The organism is Pseudoalteromonas sp. 2CM37A (genome assembly GCF_023161885.1).
Taxonomy (GTDB): Bacteria; Pseudomonadota; Gammaproteobacteria; order Enterobacterales; family Alteromonadaceae; genus Pseudoalteromonas; species Pseudoalteromonas atlantica.
The window spans coordinates 367,208-390,312 of sequence record NZ_JALNTJ010000001.1; the positions used below are offsets into that span (position 1 = coordinate 367,208).

Sequence of the window (23,105 nt, forward strand, 5' to 3'; positions counted from 1 at the left end):
AGTTATGTCACAATCTAACCCGAGTATTGAACTGACTACCGAAGGCCATGTTGCTATTTTAACTATGTCTAACCCACCAGCTAATACCTGGACAAAAGACACCTTAATTGATTTAAAAAACAAAGTTAACGAGCTTAATAACAACAAAAACATTTATGCCTTAGTGCTTACTGGCGAAGGCGAGAAGTTTTTTAGCGCCGGGGCCGATTTAAACGTATTTGCTAGTGGCGATAAAGGCGTTGCCGCTGATATGTCGCGTGTATTTGGTGAAGCCTTTGAAGCACTGACTAATTTTACAGGGGTGTCGGTTGCGGCCATTAACGGTTATGCCATGGGCGGCGGGCTAGAAGTAGCGCTTGCGTGTGATATTCGTATAGCAGAAGAGCAAGCACAAATGGCACTGCCAGAGGCAAAAGTGGGTTTATTACCGTGTGCGGGCGGTACGCAAAATTTAGCATGGCTTGTAGGTGAAGGCTGGGCAAAACGCATGATTTTATGTGGCGAGCGCTTAAAAGCCGATAAAGCCCTGCAAATTGGCTTAGTAGAGGAAGTAGTCCCACAAGGCGAAAGCTTTGCAGCGGCGTTAAAACTTGCCAATCAAGTAAGCGAGCAAAGCCCAAGCTCGGTAGCTGCATGTAAAACGCTTATACAAAAAGGGCGCCATCAACCTATGGCAAGCGTATTGCCTCTTGAGCGTGAATTGTTTGTTGGGCTGTTTGATACACAAGATCAACAAGAGGGCGTTAATGCCTTTTTAGAAAAACGCCGCGCAAATTGGGTAAATGGCTAATGAGTAATTTAACGTTATTAAATAATGCCGACGACCCCGTGCTATTTAAAACGGCAAGTGCAGCAAACGGCAGCTTAATTGGGCTTATTACACTCAACGTACCTAAAGCATTAAACGCTCTTAATTTTGACATGATCAAACTACTCGAGCCGCAGCTGCGCGCTTGGCAAAGCGATGATGCAATTGCAATGGTATTGTTAAAAGGCGCAGGGGATAAAGCATTTTGCGCCGGTGGCGATGTAGTGAGTCTTCATCATGCAATGGCGCAAGGTAAACCAACAAGCTTAGTGGAAGACTTTTTTACCCTAGAGTACCAGCTTGACTACCTTATTCATTGCTACGAAAAACCACTTTTAGTATGGGGTAATGGCATTGTTATGGGCGGTGGTTTAGGCCTAATGGCCGGTGCTAGCCACCGCGTAGTAACCGAAACATCGCGCATTGCTATGCCAGAGCAAACCATAGGCTTATACCCAGATGTAGGCGGTAGTTACTTTTTACATAAAATGCCACAAGGTGTGGGGCTATTTTTAGGGCTAACATCGGCCTCTATTAATTGTGAAGATGCACGCTTTGTATCGCTTGCCGATCACTTTATCGACAGCACTAAATATGATGCCATGCTAGCGCAAATTTTAGCGGCTAAGTGGGGCAAAACCGCAAGTTTAAATCATGAGCGTTTGACTAAATTATTAACCGATTTAGATAACCAATCTGCGCGTATGCCCAAAGGCAATATTAAAGCTAACTTAGCAACCATTCAAAAATTAGCTGAATTTAATACGCTACAAGAACAAGTTGATTATATTTTAGGCCTAGCTACTGACGATAAATGGCTGCAACGCGCCCAAAAGTCACTTAAGCATGGCTGCCCATTAAGTTGTGCTCTGGTTAGTGAGCAATTAAAAGCCAGTAAAGGCAAAAGCTTATTAGCGTGTTTTAAAATGGAGCTGGGTATGTCGGTTCGCGCTGGCGAAGTTGGTGAATTTCAAGAAGGCGTAAGAGCGCTACTAATTGATAAAGACGGTGCGCCAAATTGGCAATACAAAACACTGAGTAATGTACCACAAGCCGTAATAGAGAGCTTTTTTGCTAATCGTTTTGGCGAAAACCACCCACTCAATGGCTTACACACGCCATCACACACATAAAGGAAAGACGATGACTAAACTCAATATTGGTTTTATCGGCTTAGGTAATATGGGCGGCCCTATGGCGGCTAATTTAATTAAAGCCGGCCATAATGTTACAGCATTTGATTTAAACCAGTCGGTCTTAAATGAACTTACAAGTAAAGGCGCACACGCAGCTGATAATGCAAATGCATGTGCTACCAATGCCGATATACTTATTAGTATGTTACCTGCGGGCAAACATGTTAAATCACTTTATTTAGGCAATAACGATGATAGCGGCTTAATTAATGTGCTTAGCAAAAACACCTTAGTGATAGATTGCTCAACAATAGATGCAGAGTCGGCCCGTGTGGTTGGCAGCGCACTTGGCGAGCAGGGTATTAGCTTTGTAGATGCACCGGTATCGGGCGGTGTTGCTGGAGCAACCGCAGGCACGCTTACGTTTATTGTTGGTGGTAGTAAAGCCGCGTTTAATACCGCACAACCTGTGCTTAATGATATGGGTAAAAACATATTTCATTCAGGTGATATTGGCGCAGGACAAGTTGCAAAAATATGTAACAACATGCTGTTAAGTATTTTAATGGCAGGTACGAGCGAAGCCCTGCAAATGGGTATTAATAATGGGCTAGATGCAAAAGTACTCAGCGACATTATGACTGCAAGCTCTGGCCGTAACTGGACCCTTGAACTTTACAACCCATGCCCAGGCGTAATGGATACAGCCCCTGCAAGTAACGATTACAAACCGGGCTTTATGGTCGATTTAATGGCTAAAGATTTAGGGCTTGCCATGGAAGCCGCGCAGCAAAGTAATTCTTCAACCCCAATGGGTTCAATGGCTAAAAATTTATACACTATGCTACAGCACCAAGGTGCTGGCAGTGATGATTTTAGCGCCATTTTTAAACTGTTTTCTAAGTAGGAGCAAGGCGTGGAAATTAAAAATAACACGGTAGTAATAACCGGTGGCGCACAAGGTTTAGGCTTTGCAATGGCGCAAAAATTTGCCCTTATGGGCGCTAACATCGCACTTATAGATATGGCGCAAGAGTTATTAAACACTGCGTGCGAGAAACTAACACAGCTTGAAGGTGTATCTGGCACTATTAAAGGCTACGCCGCAAACGTAACTGTTGAGAGCGAAGTAGAAAACGTATTTAATACCATTAATAGCGATTTTGGCCACATTGGTGTGCTTATAAACAACGCCGGTATTTTACGCGACGGCATGTTTATAAAAGCTAAAGACGGCAAAGTGGTTAAAAAAATGTCCCTTGAGCAATTTCAATCAGTGATTGATGTAAATCTCACTGGCGTATTTTTAGCAGGGCGTGAAGCTGCAAGCCACATGATTGAATCAGGCAAAGGCGGCGTAATAGTTAATATGTCGAGCGTAGCGCGCGCAGGTAACATAGGCCAAACAAACTACGCGGCATCAAAAGCAGGCGTAGTGGCACTTACCACCACGTGGGCTAAAGAGCTTGGCCGCTTTGGTATACGCGTAGGCGCTATTGCACCAGGTGTAATAAGCACCGCCATGACCGACGCCATGAAACCCGAAGCCAAACAGCGTATGCTTGCAGTAACACCCGTAGGGCGTTTAGGCGAAAGCGACGAAATAGCCCATACCGCACAATACATAATCGAAAACGACTTTTTCACCGGTCGCGTGGTTGAAATAGACGGCGGTATTCGTTTGTAAAGTAAGTTTTTTACGCTTAAATTTAAAAAGCATGGCGCTTGTGGGCTGTGCTTTTTTGTTTTAAATCGGGGAGATTGATAATCTTGAAAAAGGGCTCATAACCCCGTTGGCACTTTGTTGTACTACATGAGTAGGATACCCGCTGTATTAAAACGTTGATCATTTTAGCGCTCTAAATAACTCATTAACTGCGTTAAAAACTTCTCATGTAGATAAACTATATAACTAAGTTTTTGCCTTGTTACTGAGCTATTTATCTGCCGCTATAATTGCTCACTAATTCAATACAGCGGGTATTATTTGTGTTGTACGCACATCGTTGTGACCTAGTTGTGTTTGTACTGAGCGTATATCGGCGCCATTTTGCAGTAGATGAGTAGCAAAAGAGTGCCTCAATGTATGAGGAGTCATTATTTTGTTAACCCTGATTTTTGACGGCTTTTTTAACCACTTTTCGAATACAAGAGTGATGAAAATGATGTCGCCTTATTTCACCACTTTGAGAGTCTGAACTTAATATATGAGAAGGAAATAAATACTGCCATGCTAGTGTTTTTGCGGCTGAAGGATATTTTTTTGTTAAGGCATATGGCATCCACGCGCCGGCATATTTAGTGTTATTTAAATCAAGCTTTAGGTAGTCATCAACGTTCAAAGTTTGAGTTTTCAGCATAGGGAACAGCTCTGTAGCGAGCGTTACAATACGATGTTTATTTCCTTTGCCATTCCATACTTGAATACATTTATAATCAAAATCAATATTTTTCACCCTTAATTGCACCGCTTCCATTACTCTTAAACCACTTCCATACATAAGGGCTGCGATTAAATAATAGCGCTTATTTAATCGCAGCCATCAACATTTTAACTTCCTCTGGGGTTATCACGACAGGGAGCTTTGCTTGTTTTTTACTACGGGCAAAGTTTGAATTTAATGAAAGTTCTTTATTTATTATATGTTTGTATAAAAATGACAATGAATTGAGTCAGTGGCTTGCGTACGTGGTGCAACGTTTTGCTTTAACACTAAATGCTCTAAGTAGCGCTCGACTTCATTGTCTCCCATTGAGGCGGGGTGGTGTTTATTATGAAAATGGATATAAGATGCAATCCATCTTAGGTACGTATCTACGGTGCGAAATGAATACTGACGTACCAGCATATAATCGGCTATATAATTTAAAAATGGAGAACGTGTTTTCATATTACCACCAATAATAGCACTGTATTTACATACAGTATAGTTGTGCTACTCCAATATTCAAGAAAATGAGCGACGAGCGCATTTTGTCTTTTATTGAGAGTTTGAGTGCTAGTAAAAAATTATATATAGCAATGTGTTAAGTTATTTGGTAAAAATGATTTATAAAATACATGAGCGTATCGTTGGCATAAGTATGCGCGATGAGCGCACTATTAAATTGTTATGTGCAAGGAGAAAATTTTGGATTCTATGGATGGAATTGATCTTCAAGATTCTTTCGTATTGGGATGGGAAGTTTCAGAAAATCAGTTTTCCATACAACTTGAAGCAAGTATTTGGCCTTCATCAGTTCATTATGTTGAACCCAAACCAAATGAATACACTTGTTACAAGAAAGCCGTTTTAACCTTTTCTAACTTTTCATCAATATCTTGTGTTAATGGGCAATCGGCAATCGAACCGACAACCGACATTGACGGTTCGATTGACTATAGCTACATAGATAGCTTCATTAAAACAGAGTCAGGTTTTTTCATCTCGGCATGCTTTGGTAATGTCAGTATTAGTAATGGCAAGGTTGTTTTGAATGTTTACACATAACAAAAAAATTAAGTCACTCACTTCGTTTGCTGGGACGCTACACGTGGGCTGCTTCGCATTATAGCCCACATGTCTGCGCCCCTTATTTAAAAGCTAGTTGCTAAAAGGAATGAATATGGACATTGAATCTGCCGACATTGCGTCTTGGAATATTGCAGATAAAAAAGTTAATGGAACGGTTGGGTTAATTCGATACCGTCCTGACCTTCACTTTTTATTAGGTCATACTAATTACCCTAAAAAGCTCACAATTTTTTGGGATTTTGAACAGTCTAATTCGAGTGGTTTACCATCCGACGCTCAGATTGAAGAAATGCGGCAATTTGAAGACGCAATAGTACCAGTTCTTGATGACGATAGACTCGCCATATTTGTTTTTACTTACACTTTTAATGGTACTAGAGAGTGGCATTTTTATACTAATGATATCAGCTCAGTAGGTGAAAGAATTAACTCGGCTTTGTCCAAGTTTGCGAAACTTCCTATAGAAATGCAGGTAGAAACTGATGAAAGATGGTCAAAATTAAGAGAAGTTTATGAGCTATGTAGTTGATATCGCAACTAACACTTTACATAAACCGGATTTTGGCAAGAGCGGCCAAAACCGCTTATGTAAAGTGTTAGCAATTTAATTTAGCATGTGCAAATTTTTTTAACCCCTTTTGGTGTGTTCGGACGTTATTAAAAAATAATAATAAAATTTCAGGAAGAATATGAATAATAAAATACTAAAATCCCTCGCCATTGGCTCATTAGTTTTATGTAATTCAGTTGCTGCGGCAGATTGTCGTGATGTGTCAGAAATTATTGCTAAGCAGCTTGAAGATAACTACGTAATTCAAAATCGGGCAACAAAGCTATCTAAGTTAATGCGCTCCAAGCTATTTCTCTCTGATTGCAGTCGCCTAGAATCAGCTGAAGATATAGCTGATTTTATGACTTTAGAATTAAACAAAATTGCTAATGATAAACACCTCTCTGTCGTTTATGACCCACAATGGGTAAATGAACTGAAAACATACCGTCCATCAGCACAAACTAAAGCGTTTTCGGATAGTCGAGCCATGGAGACTCCGACAGATAACTATGGTTTTAAAAAAGTTGAAATGCTTGATGGAAACATTGGTTACCTCGATATAAGAATGTTCTCTGACAGTCATTTAGGTGGTGAGACGCTTGAAAATGGGATGAAATTTTTACAGTATGCCGATGGTATCATTATTGATTTAAGGAACAATTTTGGTGGTAGCCCATTTATGGTAACTTCCTTAGCGAGTTACTTTTTTGACTTAGATACCGTCCACTTATCAACCTTTGAACAACGTGAAAACGGTGTGTTAACTCAAACGCAAGATTGGACGTCTCCATATGTTCCGGGTCCTAGGTTTAAAGATACACCACTTTATATTCTCACCAGCAGAAATTCTGCATCCGCTGCAGAAGCCTTTAGCTATGCTATGCAAAGTTTGACTAGAGCAACCATTGTTGGAGAAGTAACTGCTGGTGCCGCTCATGGTAGAAGTGTAGAAATAGTCAATAACGATTATATTCTCACTTTACCATCTACACGACCTGTTGACCCTCGAACAAAAGATAATTGGGAAAGAAAAGGTGTAAAACCAAATATAGAAACGAACAGCGACAATGCACTTAATGTAGCTTATGCTGAGGTGCTTAATTCCTTAATCAAAAGTAATAGTAGCAACCTTAGTTTGCATCAATGGGTCTATCCATTGGTTAAAGCAAAATCCAGCCAGTACCAGCCAAGTCAGAGTGATTTCAATCAAATTATAGGTAAGTATGGTAAGCGCAAAGTTTTTCAAGAAAATGGCAAACTTTTTTATCAATATTTAGATGATCCAGCTTTTGAAATAGAGCTACTTGATAAAGGAACTATTATTTTTAAAGCGTTTACTGAAGCACGGTTGCAAGCAATATATAAAGATAAAGAAGCCGTAGCATTGAAAATGCTCTCTTTTGGCGAGGATGCAAAAGAGTTTCAGAGAACGATGTAAAAATTGCTAAAAAGTTGCTTAAATGGACAAAAACAGCTGGCTTTTGCTCGTTCCTCGCTAATTTTAGCCAGCTATTTTATTGCCGCTTAGCAAAGCGTTAGGTGCTTCTGGAAAATCAATGGCTAAATCAGAAATAAGACAGTTCTTAAAAGAGATCCGCACTAAATTTCCTAATGTTGGTCCTCTTATGGAAAAACATGAGAGTTGGGCACTCACATTTCTAATGGAAGAGTTCGCAAATTTGACAACTATTTTGTTAAACCAAGGCGATTTAGAAGAAGCACTAGAACAGTTGCAGTACATGAGCGAGAAACTAGATACTGCAACCAAGGCGGAATTCGAGTACATAGATGTATATTATACAGAGCACTTATTCTGGAAAGGAACGAAAGAAGGTATTGAACGTGGCTGGCCTCTCGTGCCAGATAATCTCAAAAAATTGTACTTGGACTTTCATGGTAAACCACCTAGGGTTGTGGTTTAAAAATGCACGCACCTAGGAATTATTAACGAGACACCCATATTAAATTTTGCACTTCACGCAATTAGATAGTAGCTTTTATTTAGTATAAAAAACAAGTCTAGAGCTCGTTGAGCTAACAGGGCTAATAATGCGAGAGGATAAACGCGGGCACATTGATAATATAACCCTTCCTTTGCTAGTAAGCCTTAATATATCACCAGAAAACTGGTTCAAGCTTGCAACCCAATTTACACGCGTATTTCATGGTGCATTAGGCAGACCCGCTTCTCAAGCACGTTACTGTGAAAATTTGAAGCGCAAACGGCGTTCAAATATTAGCAACTGCGAAAAGCTACTCGCATAAATCAGAAACCACTAAGTAAAAGTTAAAACTGCAATCCTGCCGTTATTTTCATGTATGAAATTTAGATCTAAGAATGCTAATGACTTATTTATTAGATGAAATGAAAAGTGACCCAGAAATAAAAGATAAATTCTTAATCTGATTGGTAAATTTGTTGGTACATTTTATTTGTAAATAAAAGTGGGTGTCAAGTTTGGTTTCTATTAAGCGTTATTACTTAGTTGGTCAGCTTTAAAGGTTATATACTTGAAATATAAATTCGAGAGAAAGGCAGAGTCTTTATTATTTAGCCAAAGTGAGCTTTATTTATAATCATTATCAGCAAAATTAAGTCACTAATGTAAATTATTCCATAATTAACAACGTTAAAAAACAATAACTTATTTGACAGAGTAGCTATCTCGTTTATTCTTTTAACATTTAGTAATAAGTTTTTTTATTATCACAGCTACAGATGTCGTGAAGTGATTTTAGTAAGTGCTTTAAGGAATAATTTATTCACATGTCTTCTACACCAGAAAATATAATTGGCCAGCAAGAAATGCTGGCGGTGCGCCAACGCAGGCGCTATACACTTTGCCATGTTTTGACCTTTTTAGGTGTGCTTTTTCTTACTGCATTTGGAGGTTTGAGCTTAGTTAGTGGTTCGCATGTTTTAGGTACCATATTATTAATTAATGCACTTGTGGGGTTAATCAATCTTTATCTTTTAAAGCGAAGTGGTAATGTTGAGCGAGCGGCAAAAATTCTTAGCGGTATTTTGTTTGTTTTATCGATGAGCTTATTAATCACTGGCGGTGAGAACAATACCGGAATGCTGTGGATTTATCCTATTGTTGCTATAAATCTTTTTATAAACCGCTTTTGGCCTGCTGTTTTTGTATTTAGTATTTTTAGTATTGCAAGTGCTTTGCTTTTATTTACGCCATTAAGTGCTTTATTAATGACTAGTTACTCACTCACCGAATCCGTTCGCTTCATGCTTACAATGCTGGCTTTAAATTCTATTTGTTTAGCTGCTTTACGTTCAGAAGAGCAAGCCTACGAAACTATTATGCAACTGCATGCAGATGATATTCGCCAAATGGCTTATTACGATAAGCTTACGGGGTTACCTAATCGATGGAGCTTTAAAACTAACCTTGAGCGTATGCTAAACCGTGCTGAGCGAGATAAACAGCGCATTGGTTTGCTTTATATAGATTTGGATAACTTTAAGCAGGTTAATGATCAGCATGGCCATGAAGCTGGGGACAGAGTTTTACTTAAATTTAGTGAGCGGCTTTTAGATGTTATACGCCCAAATGATCAACTATATAAGCCACAAACAGAAAGTTTAGCAAGGCTTGCTGGCGATGAGTTTGTTGTACTGTTACCTAATATTAAAGACCCCCTTGATGCAAGTACTGTGGCCGCAAGAATTTTAAATATTTTTAAAGGGGGTTTTAGTGTTGATGATGTAGATCACATGATATACGCAAGTATTGGTATTGCTGTTTACCCCGATGATTCTGCTGACTCCAAAAATTTACTCCATCATGCTGATGCAGCAATGTATGACGCTAAAAATAATGGACGTAATTGCTTTAAATTTTTTACCCAAGACATTGCTGACAAGCTTCGTGAACGCCAACTCATTGAAAAAGGGCTTAGACTTGCCTTAAATGAAGCGCATTTTAGTTTAGTTTATATGCCTATTTTTGCTTGTAAAGATAGCTCTATTGTAGCCGTTGAAGTGCTGCTTAGGTGTCACAGCCCCGCATTGAAAGGTTATGGGCCTGATCAATTCATCCCTGTGGCTGAGGCAACAGGCCTTATTAAAGATATTGATTTATGGGTTATAGACAACGCTTTAGAAGCACAAGGCGTTTTACAAAAAGAACACAGTTTTAGTGGCAAAATTTGTATTAATATTTCGGGTGTTGAGCTACACAACGAGCTATTTTCTGAACAGGTAAAAAATTTATTAGAACATCACCAAATTAAACCTAACTGTGTTGAGCTAGAAGTTACAGAGACGGCATTTGTTGCTGGTGATGTTACCTGCCTTAAAACGCTCAATGCGCTAAATGAACTTGGCGTATCCTTAGCATTAGATGATTTTGGTACAGGTTACACGGCATTTAATCAATTAATACACTACCCAGCTCATTGCTTAAAAATAGATCGCTCATTTGTAAATGATCTTTTTTCAGAGCGCGAGGCACGTAACAAAATGGTGATGATCATCCAAAGTTTGGCCAAGCTTTACGATCTTAGAGTGATTGCTGAAGGTGTTGAAACCGAAGCACAAATGACTTACCTCAAAGAACTTGGTTGTGATTGGGCACAAGGCTACTATTTATCGCGGCCATTACCGTGGGATGACTTTTGCGAGTTACTTAAATCCTAAAATAATTAACTTAACCAGCGCACTTATTTTTAAAATAAGTGCGCTGGTTTATGCGTGAATTATCCGAAACCAAAAATGAAGACATTGGTCGCAGAGCTTGTAAAGAAGATAACTGCACAGGTTAATTCTTTCATGGTGCATTAGGCAATCTCACTTCACAAATAAGTGACTGAGAAAATTTAAAGCGCAAACGGCTTTCAAATATTAGCAACTGCGAAAACTACTCGCATAAATTAAAAACCATTCAGTAAATGTTAAAACTGCAATCTTGCAGTTTTTTTTATGCGTGTAATTCAGGTTTGGGAATGCTAAACAAGTGACTCATGGTTTATTAGCTCGCCTTTTTTTAGTCAGTACAAAACAGTTATCGATTTTGCTATTTGTACCCTTAACTTATAAGGCTCTAGAGGTTTTTAGAAAATTGGATTGTTATTTAAAATTCTCTGTTTATTTAAAATACGGATCTAATATATTTTCAATACGATAGGATTTATCGTTTTTTTAACAAAATTATACAATGTAGATTATTCTGAAGAATAATGCGTGTGTACAATATTTGAACTTTTTAATCCCTTTATTATCAATCTATTGCACTATATATGTTGCTTAATGAAAATATACAATATTTACAAGCCTATTCTATAGGTGTAGTATTTTTAATGATTTATTATTATTTTCACTAAACAACAAGGATCTGTTTATGCACTTATATGAGGAACAGTTTTTAGAAGAGCATGATTACCCACGAGTTTCTAAACCTACAAAAGTGCTTATTATCGCATCAACTGAACGTTGTGGTAGTCATATGCTTGGTCATGCTTTACATAATACGCATGCGTTCGGTTTTCCCCTAGAATATGCCAATCCTGCTAATTTAAAAAAATGGAAAGAAAAATTTAAAACCGATGATTTTTATGAGGTTTTAGATGAGATACAAAAACGCAGAACATCACCCAATGGGGTATTTGGAATAAAGTTACATTATCAGCACATTGAAGAATTTGGTGGATTTGAACAATTAGTTAATTATTTTCCTGATGCTTATTATGTTTTGTTATCAAGAGAAAATGTGCTTAATCAAGCTGTGTCTTTATCAATAGCAAGCCAAACTGGGGTATGGATTGCGGGGCAAGAGCCTGTAAACGAAAACCCTGAATATGATTACTCGAGTATTGATAAAAGTCTTAAAAGTATTATTAAAAATAACTCGTCTTGGCGATATTCTCTCGCGGCGAGTGACTGTAATTATATGGAAATGAATTTTGATAATGTCAAAAATAATTTGGATAAGACTATTTCTGATATAGCTAAATTTATGGGTGTTTCAGTAAATGTTGAAGATATACCTACTGAACAAGTTACGAGTAAACAAAGTAATAAGCTAAACAAAGAATGGGAAGAACGTTTTTGCTCAGAGTTTAACTTATCAAGTAAATTAATTCCTGAACAAAAACCTGAACTTATAAAAAAGATTAAGAAAAAGGTTAAGAAAGTGTTGTCTTAATTTGTATATTTATAGGTTAAGCGATTTTTTCCTCGTGCTTTTTATATTTAATGGCCCATTAGTAAAAATATACTAGTGGGCCAATTTAATGATAGTCACTTTTAGATAAACCTTTACTTCTCTAATAGCTCTTTTCTTACTATTTCCGCGCCTTTACTCAATGCGTTAAGCTTACCGTTTGCAACTTCACGCGAAAGCGGGGCCATGCCGCAGTTTGTGCAGGGGTAGAGTTTGTCGGCATCTACAAACTGTAGGGCTTTGCGTAAAGTAGCGGCTACTTCTTCGGGTGTTTCTATTTCATTGGTGGCAACATCAATAGCGCCTACCATTACTTTTTTACCTCTGAGCAGTTCAAGTAAGTCCATAGGTACGTGTGAGTTGTGACACTCAAGTGAGATAATATCAATATTTGATTGCTGTAATTTAGGAAAAGCTTCTTCGTACTGACGCCATTCATTGCCAAGTGTTTTTTTCCAATCGGTGTTGGCTTTAATGCCGTAGCCATAACAAATATGCACAGCAGTTTCGCATTTTAACCCTTCAATTGCGCGCTCTAAACAGGCAATGCCCCAATCGTTTACTTCATCAAAAAAAACATTAAACGCGGGCTCATCAAATTGGATAATATCAACACCTGCGGCTTCTAGTTCTTTGGCCTCTTGGTTGAGTATTTTGGCAAATTCCCAGGCTAGTTTTTCGCGGCTTTTGTAGTGGTCGTCATAAAGTGTATCTATCATGGTCATTGGGCCGGGTAGTGCCCACTTTATAGGTTGTTTTGTTTGCGAGCGCAAAAACTTAGCGTCTTCTACAAATACAGGTTTTTGTCGGCTAACAGAGCCCACTACGCTTGGAACACTTGCATCGTAACGGTCGCGTATTTTTACGGTTTTTCGTTTTTCAAAATCAACACCGTTTAGGTGCTCTATAAATGTAGTTACAAAATGTTGGCGTGTTTGCTCGCCATCGCTCACTATGCCAATACCAGCGAGTTGTTGTGAGTGAAGTGCAATGCGCAGGGCGTCTTTTTTGCCTTCAATAAGTTCGTTGTTTTGAAGCTTCCACGGCGACCAAAGGGTTTCTGGCTCTGCAAGCCATAAGGGCTTTGGTAAACTGCCAGCTGTAGATGTAGGTAATAAAGTTTTCATAATAAGAGTGACCCTTTATTAAAATAAGGTTAAACGTTTGCTGTTGTAAATTGCTCAAGCACTGATTTATACGGTTTTATAAAATGCTCTTCAGCAAACTTGCCTTGCTCGGCGGCTAATTTACTGCGCTCATCTCTGTCGTAAATAATTTGTGTGAGCGAGTGGTCGGCATTTTTTAAATTAGGCTTAAAGGCGTTACCCGCTTTGGCATTGGCGTTATAAATTTCTGGACGATAAATTTTTTGAAAGGTTTCCATTGTGCTAATGGTGCTTATTAGCTCAAGGTTGGTGTAATCGTTTAGTAAGTCACCAAAGAAAAACAAGGCAAAGGGTGCGGCACTATTTGCAGGCATAAAGTAACGCACCTGTAGGCCCATCTTTTTAAAGTATTGCTCTGTTAACGAAGACTCGTTTGGTTGATATTCAATACCTAAAATAGGGTGCTGGTTGGCAGTGCGATGATAGGTTTTGTTATCTGACACACTGAGGCATATTACCGGTGGCTTTTTAAAGTGTTGCTTATAGGTGTTGGAGCTTACAAACGATTGAAATAACTTACCATGCAGCTCACCAAAATTATCGGGAATACTAAATTGTGGTTTATTTTTATTATGTTGCTGAAGTAACACGCTAAAGTCGTAGTCGCGAACGTACGATGAAAAGTTATTACCAACAATACCTTCTATGCGCTTGTTTGTTTTGGTATCAATAATATTCGTTTTTAATATTTCTATAGAAGGAAAGCTTTGGCTGTTTTCATCTAAACCAATATCTACAGAAATAATCTCAAGCTCTACACTGTAGCGCTCAGCGGTTGGGTTATCCCAATTAGCAAGGGTGTTAAAGCGGTTGTTGATCATATTTAGCGCTTTTCGTAAGTTTTGTTGGCGGTGTTCGCCTCGTGCTAAGTTTGCAAAATTAGTGGTAATACGGGTGTTTTCAGCGGGTTGGTAGTTTTCATCAAGGCGCTGACTTTTAATATTAAATGTAATGTTTTTACTCATGGTAACTCTATCCATATTGTATATTTAAAACCTGAGCTTTTAGCGTGCCCAAAGGGTGGTTTTGTAATAAACAGGCTTAATGCTTATAAGCGCTGGCCGATGGATAATTTATACGTTAATTGGTGCTTTAATAAAAACGGTTTAATTTCACATAAAACATGAGTTTGATTCATTTATATAAATTAAATGTGTTACTGAGAGAATATAAACCTGTGTTTAGGCATGTAAAAAAATAGTGCAGCGTATAATTTACAGGTGTTTAGACGTCTAGATGTGTTTGTTGTGGTAATTTCACGTTGCGCATTAATAAAATTCAGTCACGGCTGTAACCCTTATTTTAATTAACGCTTAAAGTTACAGTTTTAAAAATTACTGTAGTTTTACGGCGAGTTATAGGCACTTATTTATTAAAATAGCGGTTAAAAGGGAGTGGTTTTTAATGCAACAACTAACAATTATACCAGCAGGCATCTATGTGTTGTTCATCTAGGCTTAGTTACACTGTTTTAACTAACTTGATAATAATAAAGTACATTATGTACGGACACTAAAATAAATGAACAAACTAAAAAATCTCATTACTCAATTTATAGTGGCAATGCAAAAGCGACCAGGGCTATTGGCTGTATTGGCGTTTTGCTCAGGTGTTGCAAGCTATGTAATGGTCGATAGAAAAGAGTCGTTCTCGCAGGTTATTGCCATTGTTTTACTGGTGAGCTGGTTTTGGTTGATCATCGACAATTGGCTACGCGATAAAGTACAAGAGCGCTTTGGGGTAGCCGTATCTCCCAATGTAATGCGCTTTGCACTGCAAATGGTGCAGCAAGAAAGCCTATTTTTTGCGTTACCGTTTTTTTTAGCGGTTACCCAGTGGGATCACCCACAAGCACTATTCACATCGCTGATTATTATATGTGCCTTCATATCGGTAATAGATCCATTTTATTATAAAAAGTTAGCTAAAAACCGCACGCTGTTTACAGTATTTCATAACTTTGCATTATTTGTGGTTTTGCTTGTTACGTTACCTATTTTATTAAACCTAACTACGAGCCAAAGCTTAGCAATTGCGCTTGTAACCTCAGTGCTTATTACTTTACCTAGCTTAACAAACTTAATGCCTGATGCGCGCTGGTGGCGTTTTCCTATTTTAGTTTTAATTTTATGCGTAATAAGCGCCGGGGTTTGGCAGCTTCGCAGTTTTGTACCGCCAGCAGCCCTGCGTTTAACCAATATTACCTTGGCACACAAAGTAGATGTTGAGCATAAAAAACCACTAGGAAGTATAGATACTCTTGATTTATATACACTTCATCATGAAGGGTTATACACATGGACCGCAGTAAAAGCGCCAAGAGGTCTAAACGAAAAAATATTTCATGTATGGATACACAATAAAAAAGAGGTCGACAGAATTACGCTCAATATTAATGGCGGGCGAAAACAAGGCTACAGAGCATGGACTCATAAAGTAAATTTTCCGCATGATGCTAAAGGCAAGTGGCAAGTAAAAGTGGTAACTGAGTCGGGGCAATTAATAGGGCTTACGAAATTTATTGTTACACCTTAACGCTATAAATACGCTGATAATCAACTAGAGATTTGATACGCTGTTTTTACATTACTTAATGGATGAGTGTTATGAGCATTGCTTTAGATATAGTTATGTGGCTAATGATAGAAACCATTTTAGGGTTTATTTTGTACTCTACCGGCTGTGCAATTTTAAACGTATTCACCTTTGGTAAGTTTAAAGCTGACATTAAAGATTATGTGAGCTTTAAGGCAAATAAAGCTAAAAACGTTTACCTAATATGTTTACTTGGCTTTAGCTTTTACGCAGCGTTAATTGGTTTTGTTGCTTACATAAGCCAATAACTTAGGTTTATAAGTATATGAAGTTTAATAAGCTATTGGTTATAGCAGGGGTTTTAAGTTTTATAGCGTCACTTTTACATATTGCCTGTATTTTTGGCGGCCCTGATTGGTATCGCTTTTTTGGTGCTGGTGAGCACATGGCGCAGTTGGCTGAGCAGGGAAGTACGTATCCTACCTTTGTTACTTTAATTATATCAGCCATACTTGCTATTTGGGGCATGTATGCGCTCTCTGACGCAGGTGTTATTTTAAAGCTGCCTTTTTTAAAAACGGCTTTGGTATTAATAACAGGTGTTTATTTACTAAGGGGGATAGCAGGATTAATAGCTCCTTTTGTAACAACCAGTCAGTTAATTCATCACAACTCAATTGTATTTTGGATTGTAAGCTCAATTGTATGCAGTATTTATGGGCTGTTTTATTTATTAGGTACACTTAAACTTTTTAGAACACATACCTCATTAACCTTATAAATTAAACACAGCGAGCGCTAAAAATAGATTTTTCACAGCTCAGGTTAATCAAGTTATTTACTATGTAAGGAGCAACATGAGTCACGATCACAGCCATCATATTAGTCACTATAATCGCGCGTTTGCTATAGGCGTTTTACTCAATCTTATATTTGTCGTGATAGAAGCCGGGTACGGTTTTTTTGCCAACTCCCTCGCGCTTTTAGCCGATGCAGGACATAACCTAAGCGACGTGGTTAGTTTATTACTTGCGTGGGGGGCAAATGTTTTGGCAAGTAAAGCAGCTACCGACAAGCGCACCTTTGGCTATAAAAAATCAACGGTGTTAGCGTCTTTAATGAGCTCTGTTTTACTTATGGCTGCCCTTGCTAGCATAGCTTGGCATGCCATAGAGCGTTTTGAAAACCCTCAGCCGGTTACAGGCATGACGGTTATAGTGGTTTCGCTTATTGGTGTGGTAATTAACACCTTAACTGCGTTGTTGTTTGTGCAAGGGCAAAAGCACGATTTAAATATTAGAGGTGCCTTTTTACATATGGCGGCCGATGCAGCGGTGTCTTTAGGTGTGGTAATTGCCGGCATTGTTATTTTATTTAAAAACTGGCAGTGGGTAGACCCTGTTGTAAGTTTGAGTATTGTCGTGATTGTGTTTATTGGCACGTGGGGATTATTTAAAGACTCGCTTAATTACGCCACAGACGCCGTACCCAAAAATATTAGTATAGAAAAACTAAAGCAGTATTTTTTAAGTATTGAGCATGTAACAGGAGTGCATGGGCTACGTGTGTGGCCACTAAGTACCACAGAGTCTGCGCTTATTGTTCACTTAGTAACTGACAACAACGCATTAAATAACGACTTTTTAATTGAAGTACAGCACCATTTACATGACCACTTTGACATTGAACACGCCACCATTCAAGTTGAAAGCAGCCAAGGCAGCGCAGGTTGTATGTTTAACCATGGGCATGCCCATGGTTAAACGTTAATTGGTTTTAAAAAATTAACCCTGATAGCTTGTAACAACTTAACGAAAAAATGAGTAGTAGCACGGGTAATATAACTACATTTAAAAGTGTTGAGTTGGTGTATTTTCCCATGACTGATTTTTGATTCACTAACCACACCAAATATGCGGTAATAATGGGCAGTAGTAATCCATTTGCAGCTTGTGCAAATATTATTACCGCAACAGGGTCAAGCCCCAGTGAGGCCACAAATGCACCAAAAGCTAAAATAGTAATGGCGACTGTTTTAAAACGGGTGTTACTCATTTCGCTTGACCAACCAAGCATGCCACATACCGCATACGCGCCTGCTAATGGGGCTGTTATTGCGCTGGTTAATCCTGCGGCAAATAAGCCAATAGCAAAAAAGTAATGCGCTGCTTCGCCAAGTAATGGCTCAAGTTGCACGGCCATATTTGCTGCACTAATTTTACCGGCATCGGTGCCATAAAAGGCAACAGACGCGGTTGATAAAATGGCAAGGGTGATCACCCCACCGAGCGTAATTGATAAACCTGTATCTAAGTTAGTTTGTTTAATAACAGTATCTTTATCACTTTTAGAATGATCTTGCGCTGCTAAAACACCAGAGTGCAAAAATAAGTTATACGGTACAATGGTTGTGCCAATGAGGGCCAATACCGTTGTAATTGAGCCACTTGGCATTGTAGGTATAAACCCAGCGAGGACTTTAGCCATTGGTGGCGCAGCCATAATTAGGGTAGATATAAATACCAGGCTCATAAGGATCACCAGCAGTATTAATGCATTTTCTACCACTTTGTGCTTACCACTGTATAAAAGAATAGCGCTACATACGGCAATTAACGGCGTCCATATTTGTGCACTTACCCCTGGGAAAATACCAACCAACCCCATACTTGCACCACTGAGGTTTCCGGCTTCATATGCAGCGCTACCTACACCAATAGCACTTATTACTAAAAAACTAGCAAGCGCTTTAAGATAAGGGGTTTTAATGTGTGCACGTAACGCTTGTGCTAAATCTTGCCCTGTTGCTACTCCTAATCGAGCAGCCATAGACTGCAACAAAATAGTGGCAATAACCGAAAAAAGTAATGTCCAAATTAATGCAAACCCAAAGTTTGCACCGGCAACACTTGCCGTTGTGATTGTTCCGGGGCCAATAAATGCGGCTGTTACAAGTAATCCTGGGCCAAATCGCATACTGTTACCTTAATATTTGCTTTTAAATTTAGAACAACGTTTTATTACGTTGAACCTAGATTGCTGCCACTTTACGTGCCATGCAGCGAGAGCCCCACCTTGGCTAATTAACCTTAAACTCTGGGTAATTATTTTAATATGACTATCAAAAAGCCGCGTAGGATACCAACTTATATATAGATTTAAAGAGCCAAACGATTACCTGCTTGTTAATTGCACAATATGCGCGAGTTATATTTATAAATCAGCCATGTGCGTTGTTGGTTTCTCATTTTTATCCTACCTTATAGATTGTAAAATGAGCAAGTTACTTAGTTTTTTAATGATGTGAGCCATTTTTTAAATAAATTGTTTAAAAAGGCATCTTTTTATTGCTGAGCTTCGTTAAATAGCACTATTATGCGCAACTTTTTGGTTTTGGACCTTTTAATGAAAACTAATTTAAAATTCTGTCACTTTATCTGCATTATCTCGCTGGCTTTAGGTACGAGTAAAAGCGCTGCGAATGAATCGCTACACGAGCTTGAGGTAGGTGTAGGCGGGAATATAAAAAGCGTTGCACACACTGACCACGAAAATGAAAAATTAAATATTCATATTCATCCTTTATGGGAAAGCCATTATGTGACAGAAGGGCGCGATAACTTGCCTAGTAGCGCCTTAGCGTCTATTGCGGGCGAAATAAATTACAATGACTTTACGTTTATTCCCTGGTTAGCAACAGGCACTGATAATGACTACGATGAGCTAAATTTAAATGCTATTTATTCAACTGAGCTTGCAGAACACCTAACTTTGTATGCAGGTTACAACCATATAAAAGCACGCGAGGAAGGAGTAAGTTCCCATGATAATGAGCTTAGCCTCGATATAAGCTATGCATATGATTGGGATATACATGCAATAGCGAGTATCTACCACTCGTTATCGCTAAGCGGCTCTTTTATAGAGATGGGAATTACAAAAGAGTATGCATTTAGTGATTTAATGCGATTGGAGCTGCAAACTGCGGCGGGTTTTAATAGTGGTTATGTAAGCGATGGCCACAATGGCCTTAATAACGTAAAACTTGCTGCTAATTTATCTTATCAACTATTAAATAATGTCATGCTATCTGGCTATGCCAGTTACAGCGTTGCAATAAACAAAGATGCTGCACACTATAGCGGTGATGAACATTTACGCTCCTTATTTTGGGCAGGGTTTGGTGTTAGTTATCAATTTAATTGAGGGTAGGCTTGGCGTTAGCGTTAAAGCGTAAGTGATGGGTGCCACCCTTATTAATTTTTGTTTAGAGTGCTAAAAATTGTGTAAACAAATAAAAGCCTCGCATTTTTAATATGTTTTTGGTTTAAGGTATAGTGGGTACAACACTCAATTAAAGAGGCTTTTATGAAATTTTTAGTTTTTTTAGGCACCGTTAGAGATAGCACACCCCCTAACCCAGCACGATTAGGAGAGCGAGTGGCTGAGTCATGCCTCAATTGTTTAAACGAGCGCTACAGCGAGCACGAGTTTGAACTTATAGACGCGCTCGACTTTCCTTCAGAGGATGTATTTAAACCTCATTTTGCCTATGCAAAAAGCCAAGCTCCAGCACATTTAACAGCCTTAGCAGATAAAATTACCCAAGCCGATGGCTATATAATGGTAAGCCCAGAGTACAATCATAGTATGAGCCCGGCATTAGCTGATTTGCTAAACCATTTTGGCAGCTCGTTGTTCTCGTATAAGCCAAGCGCTATTGTCACCTATTCGGCAGGGCAATGGGGAGGATTACGTGCGGCAATTAGTTTACGTACCTTTTTATCTGAACTTGGGTGTTTGCCAGTCTCTGCAATGGTTCATGTACCAAAGGCGCAAGAGGTGCTAAATAGCGATGGTTCAATGCAAGAGGGTGAAGAAGAAAAATCGTGGTTTAATTATTATTCGCGTACTTTTAGCCAACTGATGTGGTGGGCACAGGCGAGCAGCCAACATAGTAAAAACGTAGATCCCCACGCTATGTTAAAAAGTTTTAAAACAGCGCCATCTCAGCGAAATGCACCTTAAAAAATGTATTAAGGTGCGCTTTTATATGTATACTGTTTATATATACAGCATTTTGTTCGGTTAAAATAATAAGCTAATTGATAAGCGGGCTGTGCGAGGCTCAATAGGATGAAAGTGGTTATCTTCTACACCTTGTGCAGGCTCGCCCGGTAAACGCGAAGCGTAGTAGTAATCTATATCGTGATCGGTACTATCAAATAAATTTAGTAATTCAAAATCGACTTTCCAGTGAGTTTGTTTATAGCTAATAGCACTATTAACTACCGTTAATGGTTCAGAGCGAATATCACCAGAGTCAGAAAGCGTACGTTTACCTATGTGGCGTACTCTAAATGATGATTGCCACATTTTACTCATATGCCAATTTAAACCTGCACTTGCAACAACAGGTACTGCGCCTTCTATATAGTTTTTGTCAGAGTTTATATTTAATCTTGAATGAGTAAACGAGGCTTCCATGTCTAGGCTAAAGCGTTCATTAATCCAATAATACGCACTTAGCTCTAGACCATAACGTTTTGATGCATCACTGGGCTCTGTATTACCCGCATCACCTACAAATAAAAGCTCTGAGTCGAGTGTAAGCCACCATAAAGCGGCGGATAAATTAACGTTTTTATCATCGGCAAAACGCAGGCCTAGTTCAGCACCTTCACTTTTTACCAGTAAATCTACTTTTTCGGCATTTTGTTGGCTAACAGGGTCAATATTAATGGTAGTGCCGCGGGCATCGTTTGAATGAAACGACTGCCCCCAGTTTGCATAAGCGACTAACAAATCGGTAAGTTTATAATTTAAACTGCCTTTAAAGCTTACTAAGTCATCGTTTGCTTTACCCGAGTTTACCCGTGTAATACTGCTAACATCGGTATCAAAATAATCGTACCGCACGCCTGCTGTTGCCTCTAATTTAGGTGTGAAAAGTATTTTTGTTTGCCAATAACTCGAATAGCTTGTTTGTTTTATGGCATCTTGTCTTATTGTATTGAGTCTCTCTCGCGCTTTAGTGTTATAAAGTCCTACCTTGTCTATATCGTCATGGCGAACCTCAAGCCCAGCAGTGTGCTGCATATTTAAACCCGCAGTAAGGGAGTCAAATTGATAACTTAGCGCACCACCATAAATAGTGCGGCTATCTTGTTGGTTAAACTGATCGCCATTTATAGGGTCGTTTAAAAAATAGCTAAAGTTAGAAAACAGTGTTAAATCGTAATTTATGGCATAAATACTGGTTTTTATATGCTTGCCTTGCCAAACACTTGATAGGCTATAGCGACTCGAACTCCCCCCAAGGGTGGTATCAACCGACCCTAAGGGTGACGTTATATTTTGTGACACTGCGCGCTGTGGAATTTGATCGGCTGATTGCCATGTGTTGTCGTAGGCCATTGCTGTAATAGATAAATCTCCATTTAAAGCTTTGCCAACATAACGAAGTAGGGCATTTTTTTTATTTACGTTTTCGTTTATATCATCCCATGGGCCATCGTAGCCTTGCCACTCAGCTGCTGCTATTAACTTGGCATTAGATACATCAACTGCACTAAGCACTACTGCACGTTTATAGTTATCTTCACCAATGCTTAGCTCTATTTGCTTGTGCTTTAAGTTATTAGCTAAATTAAATTGCGCACTCCCCGCACTTGAAAAGTCCCCTTGTGTAGCGCTGTATGATCCTTTTTGGTAATTAATAGTTGAAATAGCTTCTGGAATAATAAAATTAAGATCGGTATAACCTTGCCCGTGTCCATGGCTTCGCATATTTATGGGCATGCCCTCAATGCTGGTGGCAAAGTCGGTGCCATGATCTAAATTAAAGCCTCTAATAAAGTATTGATTAGCCTTACCCGAGCCACTATGTTGTGTAACCGCCATGCCTGGAATAAGCTCTAACATTTCGGCGCTTCTGAGCATGGGGCGCTGCTGTATTTCTCCTTGACCAATGATACCGCTTGAGGCACTGATAGACTCGCCAATTAAACCATCTCTATGCCCATAAACAGTAAGGGTCTCTATATTAGCGTAGGTGCTAATGCTATATAACGTGCTCAGTGTAAGTAAAGCTAATCTCTTCATCGCTAAAATCCCTATGTATTTACTATCTAAAATAAGCAGATAATTTAAATACGGCTTAGCTAATCGATTGGATGCAACATTTGTTAGCAAGGTGTAATAGTGCATGTTT

General features: G+C 38.9%; 20 protein-coding genes and 2 pseudogenes. 17 read left to right on the plus strand and 5 right to left on the minus strand.

Going from position 1 to position 23,105, the window contains the following annotated elements; genetic code table 11:
* Positions 1-4 precede the first annotated feature (4 nt).
* The 4 genes from MTF68_RS01580 to MTF68_RS01595 are packed head-to-tail and all read left to right on the plus strand — an operon-like array spanning position 5 to position 3,631.
* A complete protein-coding gene (locus tag MTF68_RS01580; RefSeq protein WP_055253520.1) occupies positions 5-790 on the plus strand; it encodes an enoyl-CoA hydratase in 786 nt (261 codons plus the stop codon).
* The gene (locus tag MTF68_RS01585; protein ID WP_248461444.1) at positions 790-1,941 is read left to right on the plus strand and encodes an enoyl-CoA hydratase/isomerase family protein; all 1,152 of its coding nucleotides are present in this window, start codon (positions 790-792) and stop codon (positions 1,939-1,941) included. Before MTF68_RS01580 ends, MTF68_RS01585 begins: the two co-directional genes overlap by 1 nt.
* Before the next feature lie 10 nt (positions 1,942-1,951).
* Complete coding sequence (gene mmsB, locus MTF68_RS01590) at positions 1,952-2,851, plus strand: 3-hydroxyisobutyrate dehydrogenase (protein WP_248461445.1); 900 nt, start codon at positions 1,952-1,954, stop codon at positions 2,849-2,851.
* 9 nt (positions 2,852-2,860) lie between these two features.
* Positions 2,861-3,631: an SDR family oxidoreductase gene (locus MTF68_RS01595; RefSeq protein ID WP_024034127.1), complete on the plus strand. Its 771-nt coding sequence runs from the start codon at positions 2,861-2,863 to the stop codon at positions 3,629-3,631.
* A 276-nt stretch (positions 3,632-3,907) separates the two neighbouring features.
* Here the strand turns inward: MTF68_RS01595 and MTF68_RS01600 are convergent.
* Positions 3,908-4,835: pseudogene (locus tag MTF68_RS01600) on the minus strand (integron integrase).
* Between the two features lie 240 nt (positions 4,836-5,075).
* Here MTF68_RS01600 and MTF68_RS01605 point away from each other — a divergent pair.
* The 7 genes and pseudogenes from MTF68_RS01605 (at position 5,076) to MTF68_RS01635 (ending at position 12,173) form a co-directional block, all read left to right on the plus strand.
* On the plus strand, positions 5,076-5,435 hold the full coding sequence (locus MTF68_RS01605) for a hypothetical protein (RefSeq protein ID WP_248461446.1): 360 nt from the start codon (positions 5,076-5,078) through the stop codon (positions 5,433-5,435).
* Positions 5,436-5,550: 115 nt separating this feature from the next.
* Complete coding sequence (locus MTF68_RS01610; RefSeq protein WP_171036119.1) at positions 5,551-5,988, plus strand: DUF695 domain-containing protein; 438 nt, start codon at positions 5,551-5,553, stop codon at positions 5,986-5,988.
* Between the two features lie 160 nt (positions 5,989-6,148).
* Positions 6,149-7,450, plus strand: a complete 1,302-nt coding sequence (locus MTF68_RS01615; RefSeq protein ID WP_248461447.1) for a S41 family peptidase — start codon at positions 6,149-6,151, stop codon at positions 7,448-7,450.
* A 118-nt stretch (positions 7,451-7,568) separates the two neighbouring features.
* Positions 7,569-7,934 carry a hypothetical protein gene (locus MTF68_RS01620; protein WP_096041775.1) on the plus strand — a complete coding sequence of 122 codons (366 nt, stop codon included), beginning with the start codon at positions 7,569-7,571 and terminating at the stop codon, positions 7,932-7,934.
* 88 nt (positions 7,935-8,022) lie between these two features.
* Positions 8,023-8,277: pseudogene (locus MTF68_RS01625) on the plus strand (transposase); the annotation flags it as partial.
* 502 nt (positions 8,278-8,779) lie between these two features.
* Positions 8,780-10,669 carry an EAL domain-containing protein gene (locus tag MTF68_RS01630; protein WP_248461448.1) on the plus strand — a complete coding sequence of 630 codons (1,890 nt, stop codon included), beginning with the start codon at positions 8,780-8,782 and terminating at the stop codon, positions 10,667-10,669.
* A 700-nt stretch (positions 10,670-11,369) separates the two neighbouring features.
* Entirely contained in the window at positions 11,370-12,173 is an 804-nt protein-coding gene (locus tag MTF68_RS01635; RefSeq protein WP_138576292.1) for a Stf0 family sulfotransferase, read from the plus strand.
* Between the two features lie 113 nt (positions 12,174-12,286).
* Here the strand turns inward: MTF68_RS01635 and MTF68_RS01640 are convergent, their stop codons facing one another.
* Complete coding sequence (locus MTF68_RS01640) at positions 12,287-13,318, minus strand: methionine synthase (protein ID WP_248461450.1); 1,032 nt, start codon at positions 13,316-13,318, stop codon at positions 12,287-12,289.
* Positions 13,319-13,347: 29 nt separating this feature from the next.
* Positions 13,348-14,322, minus strand: coding sequence for a DUF1852 domain-containing protein (locus MTF68_RS01645; protein WP_024032226.1), 975 nt, complete (start codon positions 14,320-14,322; stop codon positions 13,348-13,350).
* A 556-nt stretch (positions 14,323-14,878) separates the two neighbouring features.
* Here MTF68_RS01645 and MTF68_RS01650 point away from each other — a divergent pair.
* From MTF68_RS01650 to MTF68_RS01665, 4 genes are all read left to right on the plus strand, one after another.
* Positions 14,879-15,892, plus strand: a complete 1,014-nt coding sequence (locus tag MTF68_RS01650) for a DUF5924 family protein (protein WP_248461451.1) — start codon at positions 14,879-14,881, stop codon at positions 15,890-15,892.
* Positions 15,893-15,963: 71 nt separating this feature from the next.
* Complete coding sequence (locus tag MTF68_RS01655; RefSeq protein WP_029772273.1) at positions 15,964-16,200, plus strand: hypothetical protein; 237 nt, start codon at positions 15,964-15,966, stop codon at positions 16,198-16,200.
* 17 nt (positions 16,201-16,217) lie between these two features.
* Positions 16,218-16,673 carry a hypothetical protein gene (locus MTF68_RS01660; protein WP_248461452.1) on the plus strand — a complete coding sequence of 152 codons (456 nt, stop codon included), beginning with the start codon at positions 16,218-16,220 and terminating at the stop codon, positions 16,671-16,673.
* A gap of 76 nt (positions 16,674-16,749) precedes the next feature.
* Complete coding sequence (locus MTF68_RS01665; protein WP_004586510.1) at positions 16,750-17,655, plus strand: cation diffusion facilitator family transporter; 906 nt, start codon at positions 16,750-16,752, stop codon at positions 17,653-17,655.
* Between the two features lie 13 nt (positions 17,656-17,668).
* Here MTF68_RS01665 and MTF68_RS01670 read toward each other — a convergent pair whose 3' ends face one another.
* Positions 17,669-18,868: an Nramp family divalent metal transporter gene (locus MTF68_RS01670; RefSeq protein WP_024032231.1), complete on the minus strand. Its 1,200-nt coding sequence runs from the start codon at positions 18,866-18,868 to the stop codon at positions 17,669-17,671.
* Positions 18,869-19,297: 429 nt separating this feature from the next.
* Between MTF68_RS01670 and MTF68_RS01675 the strand changes: the two genes are divergently transcribed.
* Both MTF68_RS01675 and MTF68_RS01680 read left to right on the plus strand, forming a co-directional pair.
* On the plus strand, positions 19,298-20,098 hold the full coding sequence (locus MTF68_RS01675) for a hypothetical protein (protein ID WP_248461453.1): 801 nt from the start codon (positions 19,298-19,300) through the stop codon (positions 20,096-20,098).
* A gap of 162 nt (positions 20,099-20,260) precedes the next feature.
* Positions 20,261-20,920 carry an NAD(P)H-dependent oxidoreductase gene (locus MTF68_RS01680; RefSeq protein ID WP_248461454.1) on the plus strand — a complete coding sequence of 220 codons (660 nt, stop codon included), beginning with the start codon at positions 20,261-20,263 and terminating at the stop codon, positions 20,918-20,920.
* 60 nt (positions 20,921-20,980) lie between these two features.
* Here MTF68_RS01680 and MTF68_RS01685 read toward each other — a convergent pair whose 3' ends face one another.
* Positions 20,981-22,996, minus strand: a complete 2,016-nt coding sequence (locus tag MTF68_RS01685) for a TonB-dependent receptor (protein ID WP_248461455.1) — start codon at positions 22,994-22,996, stop codon at positions 20,981-20,983.
* Positions 22,997-23,105 lie beyond the last annotated feature (109 nt).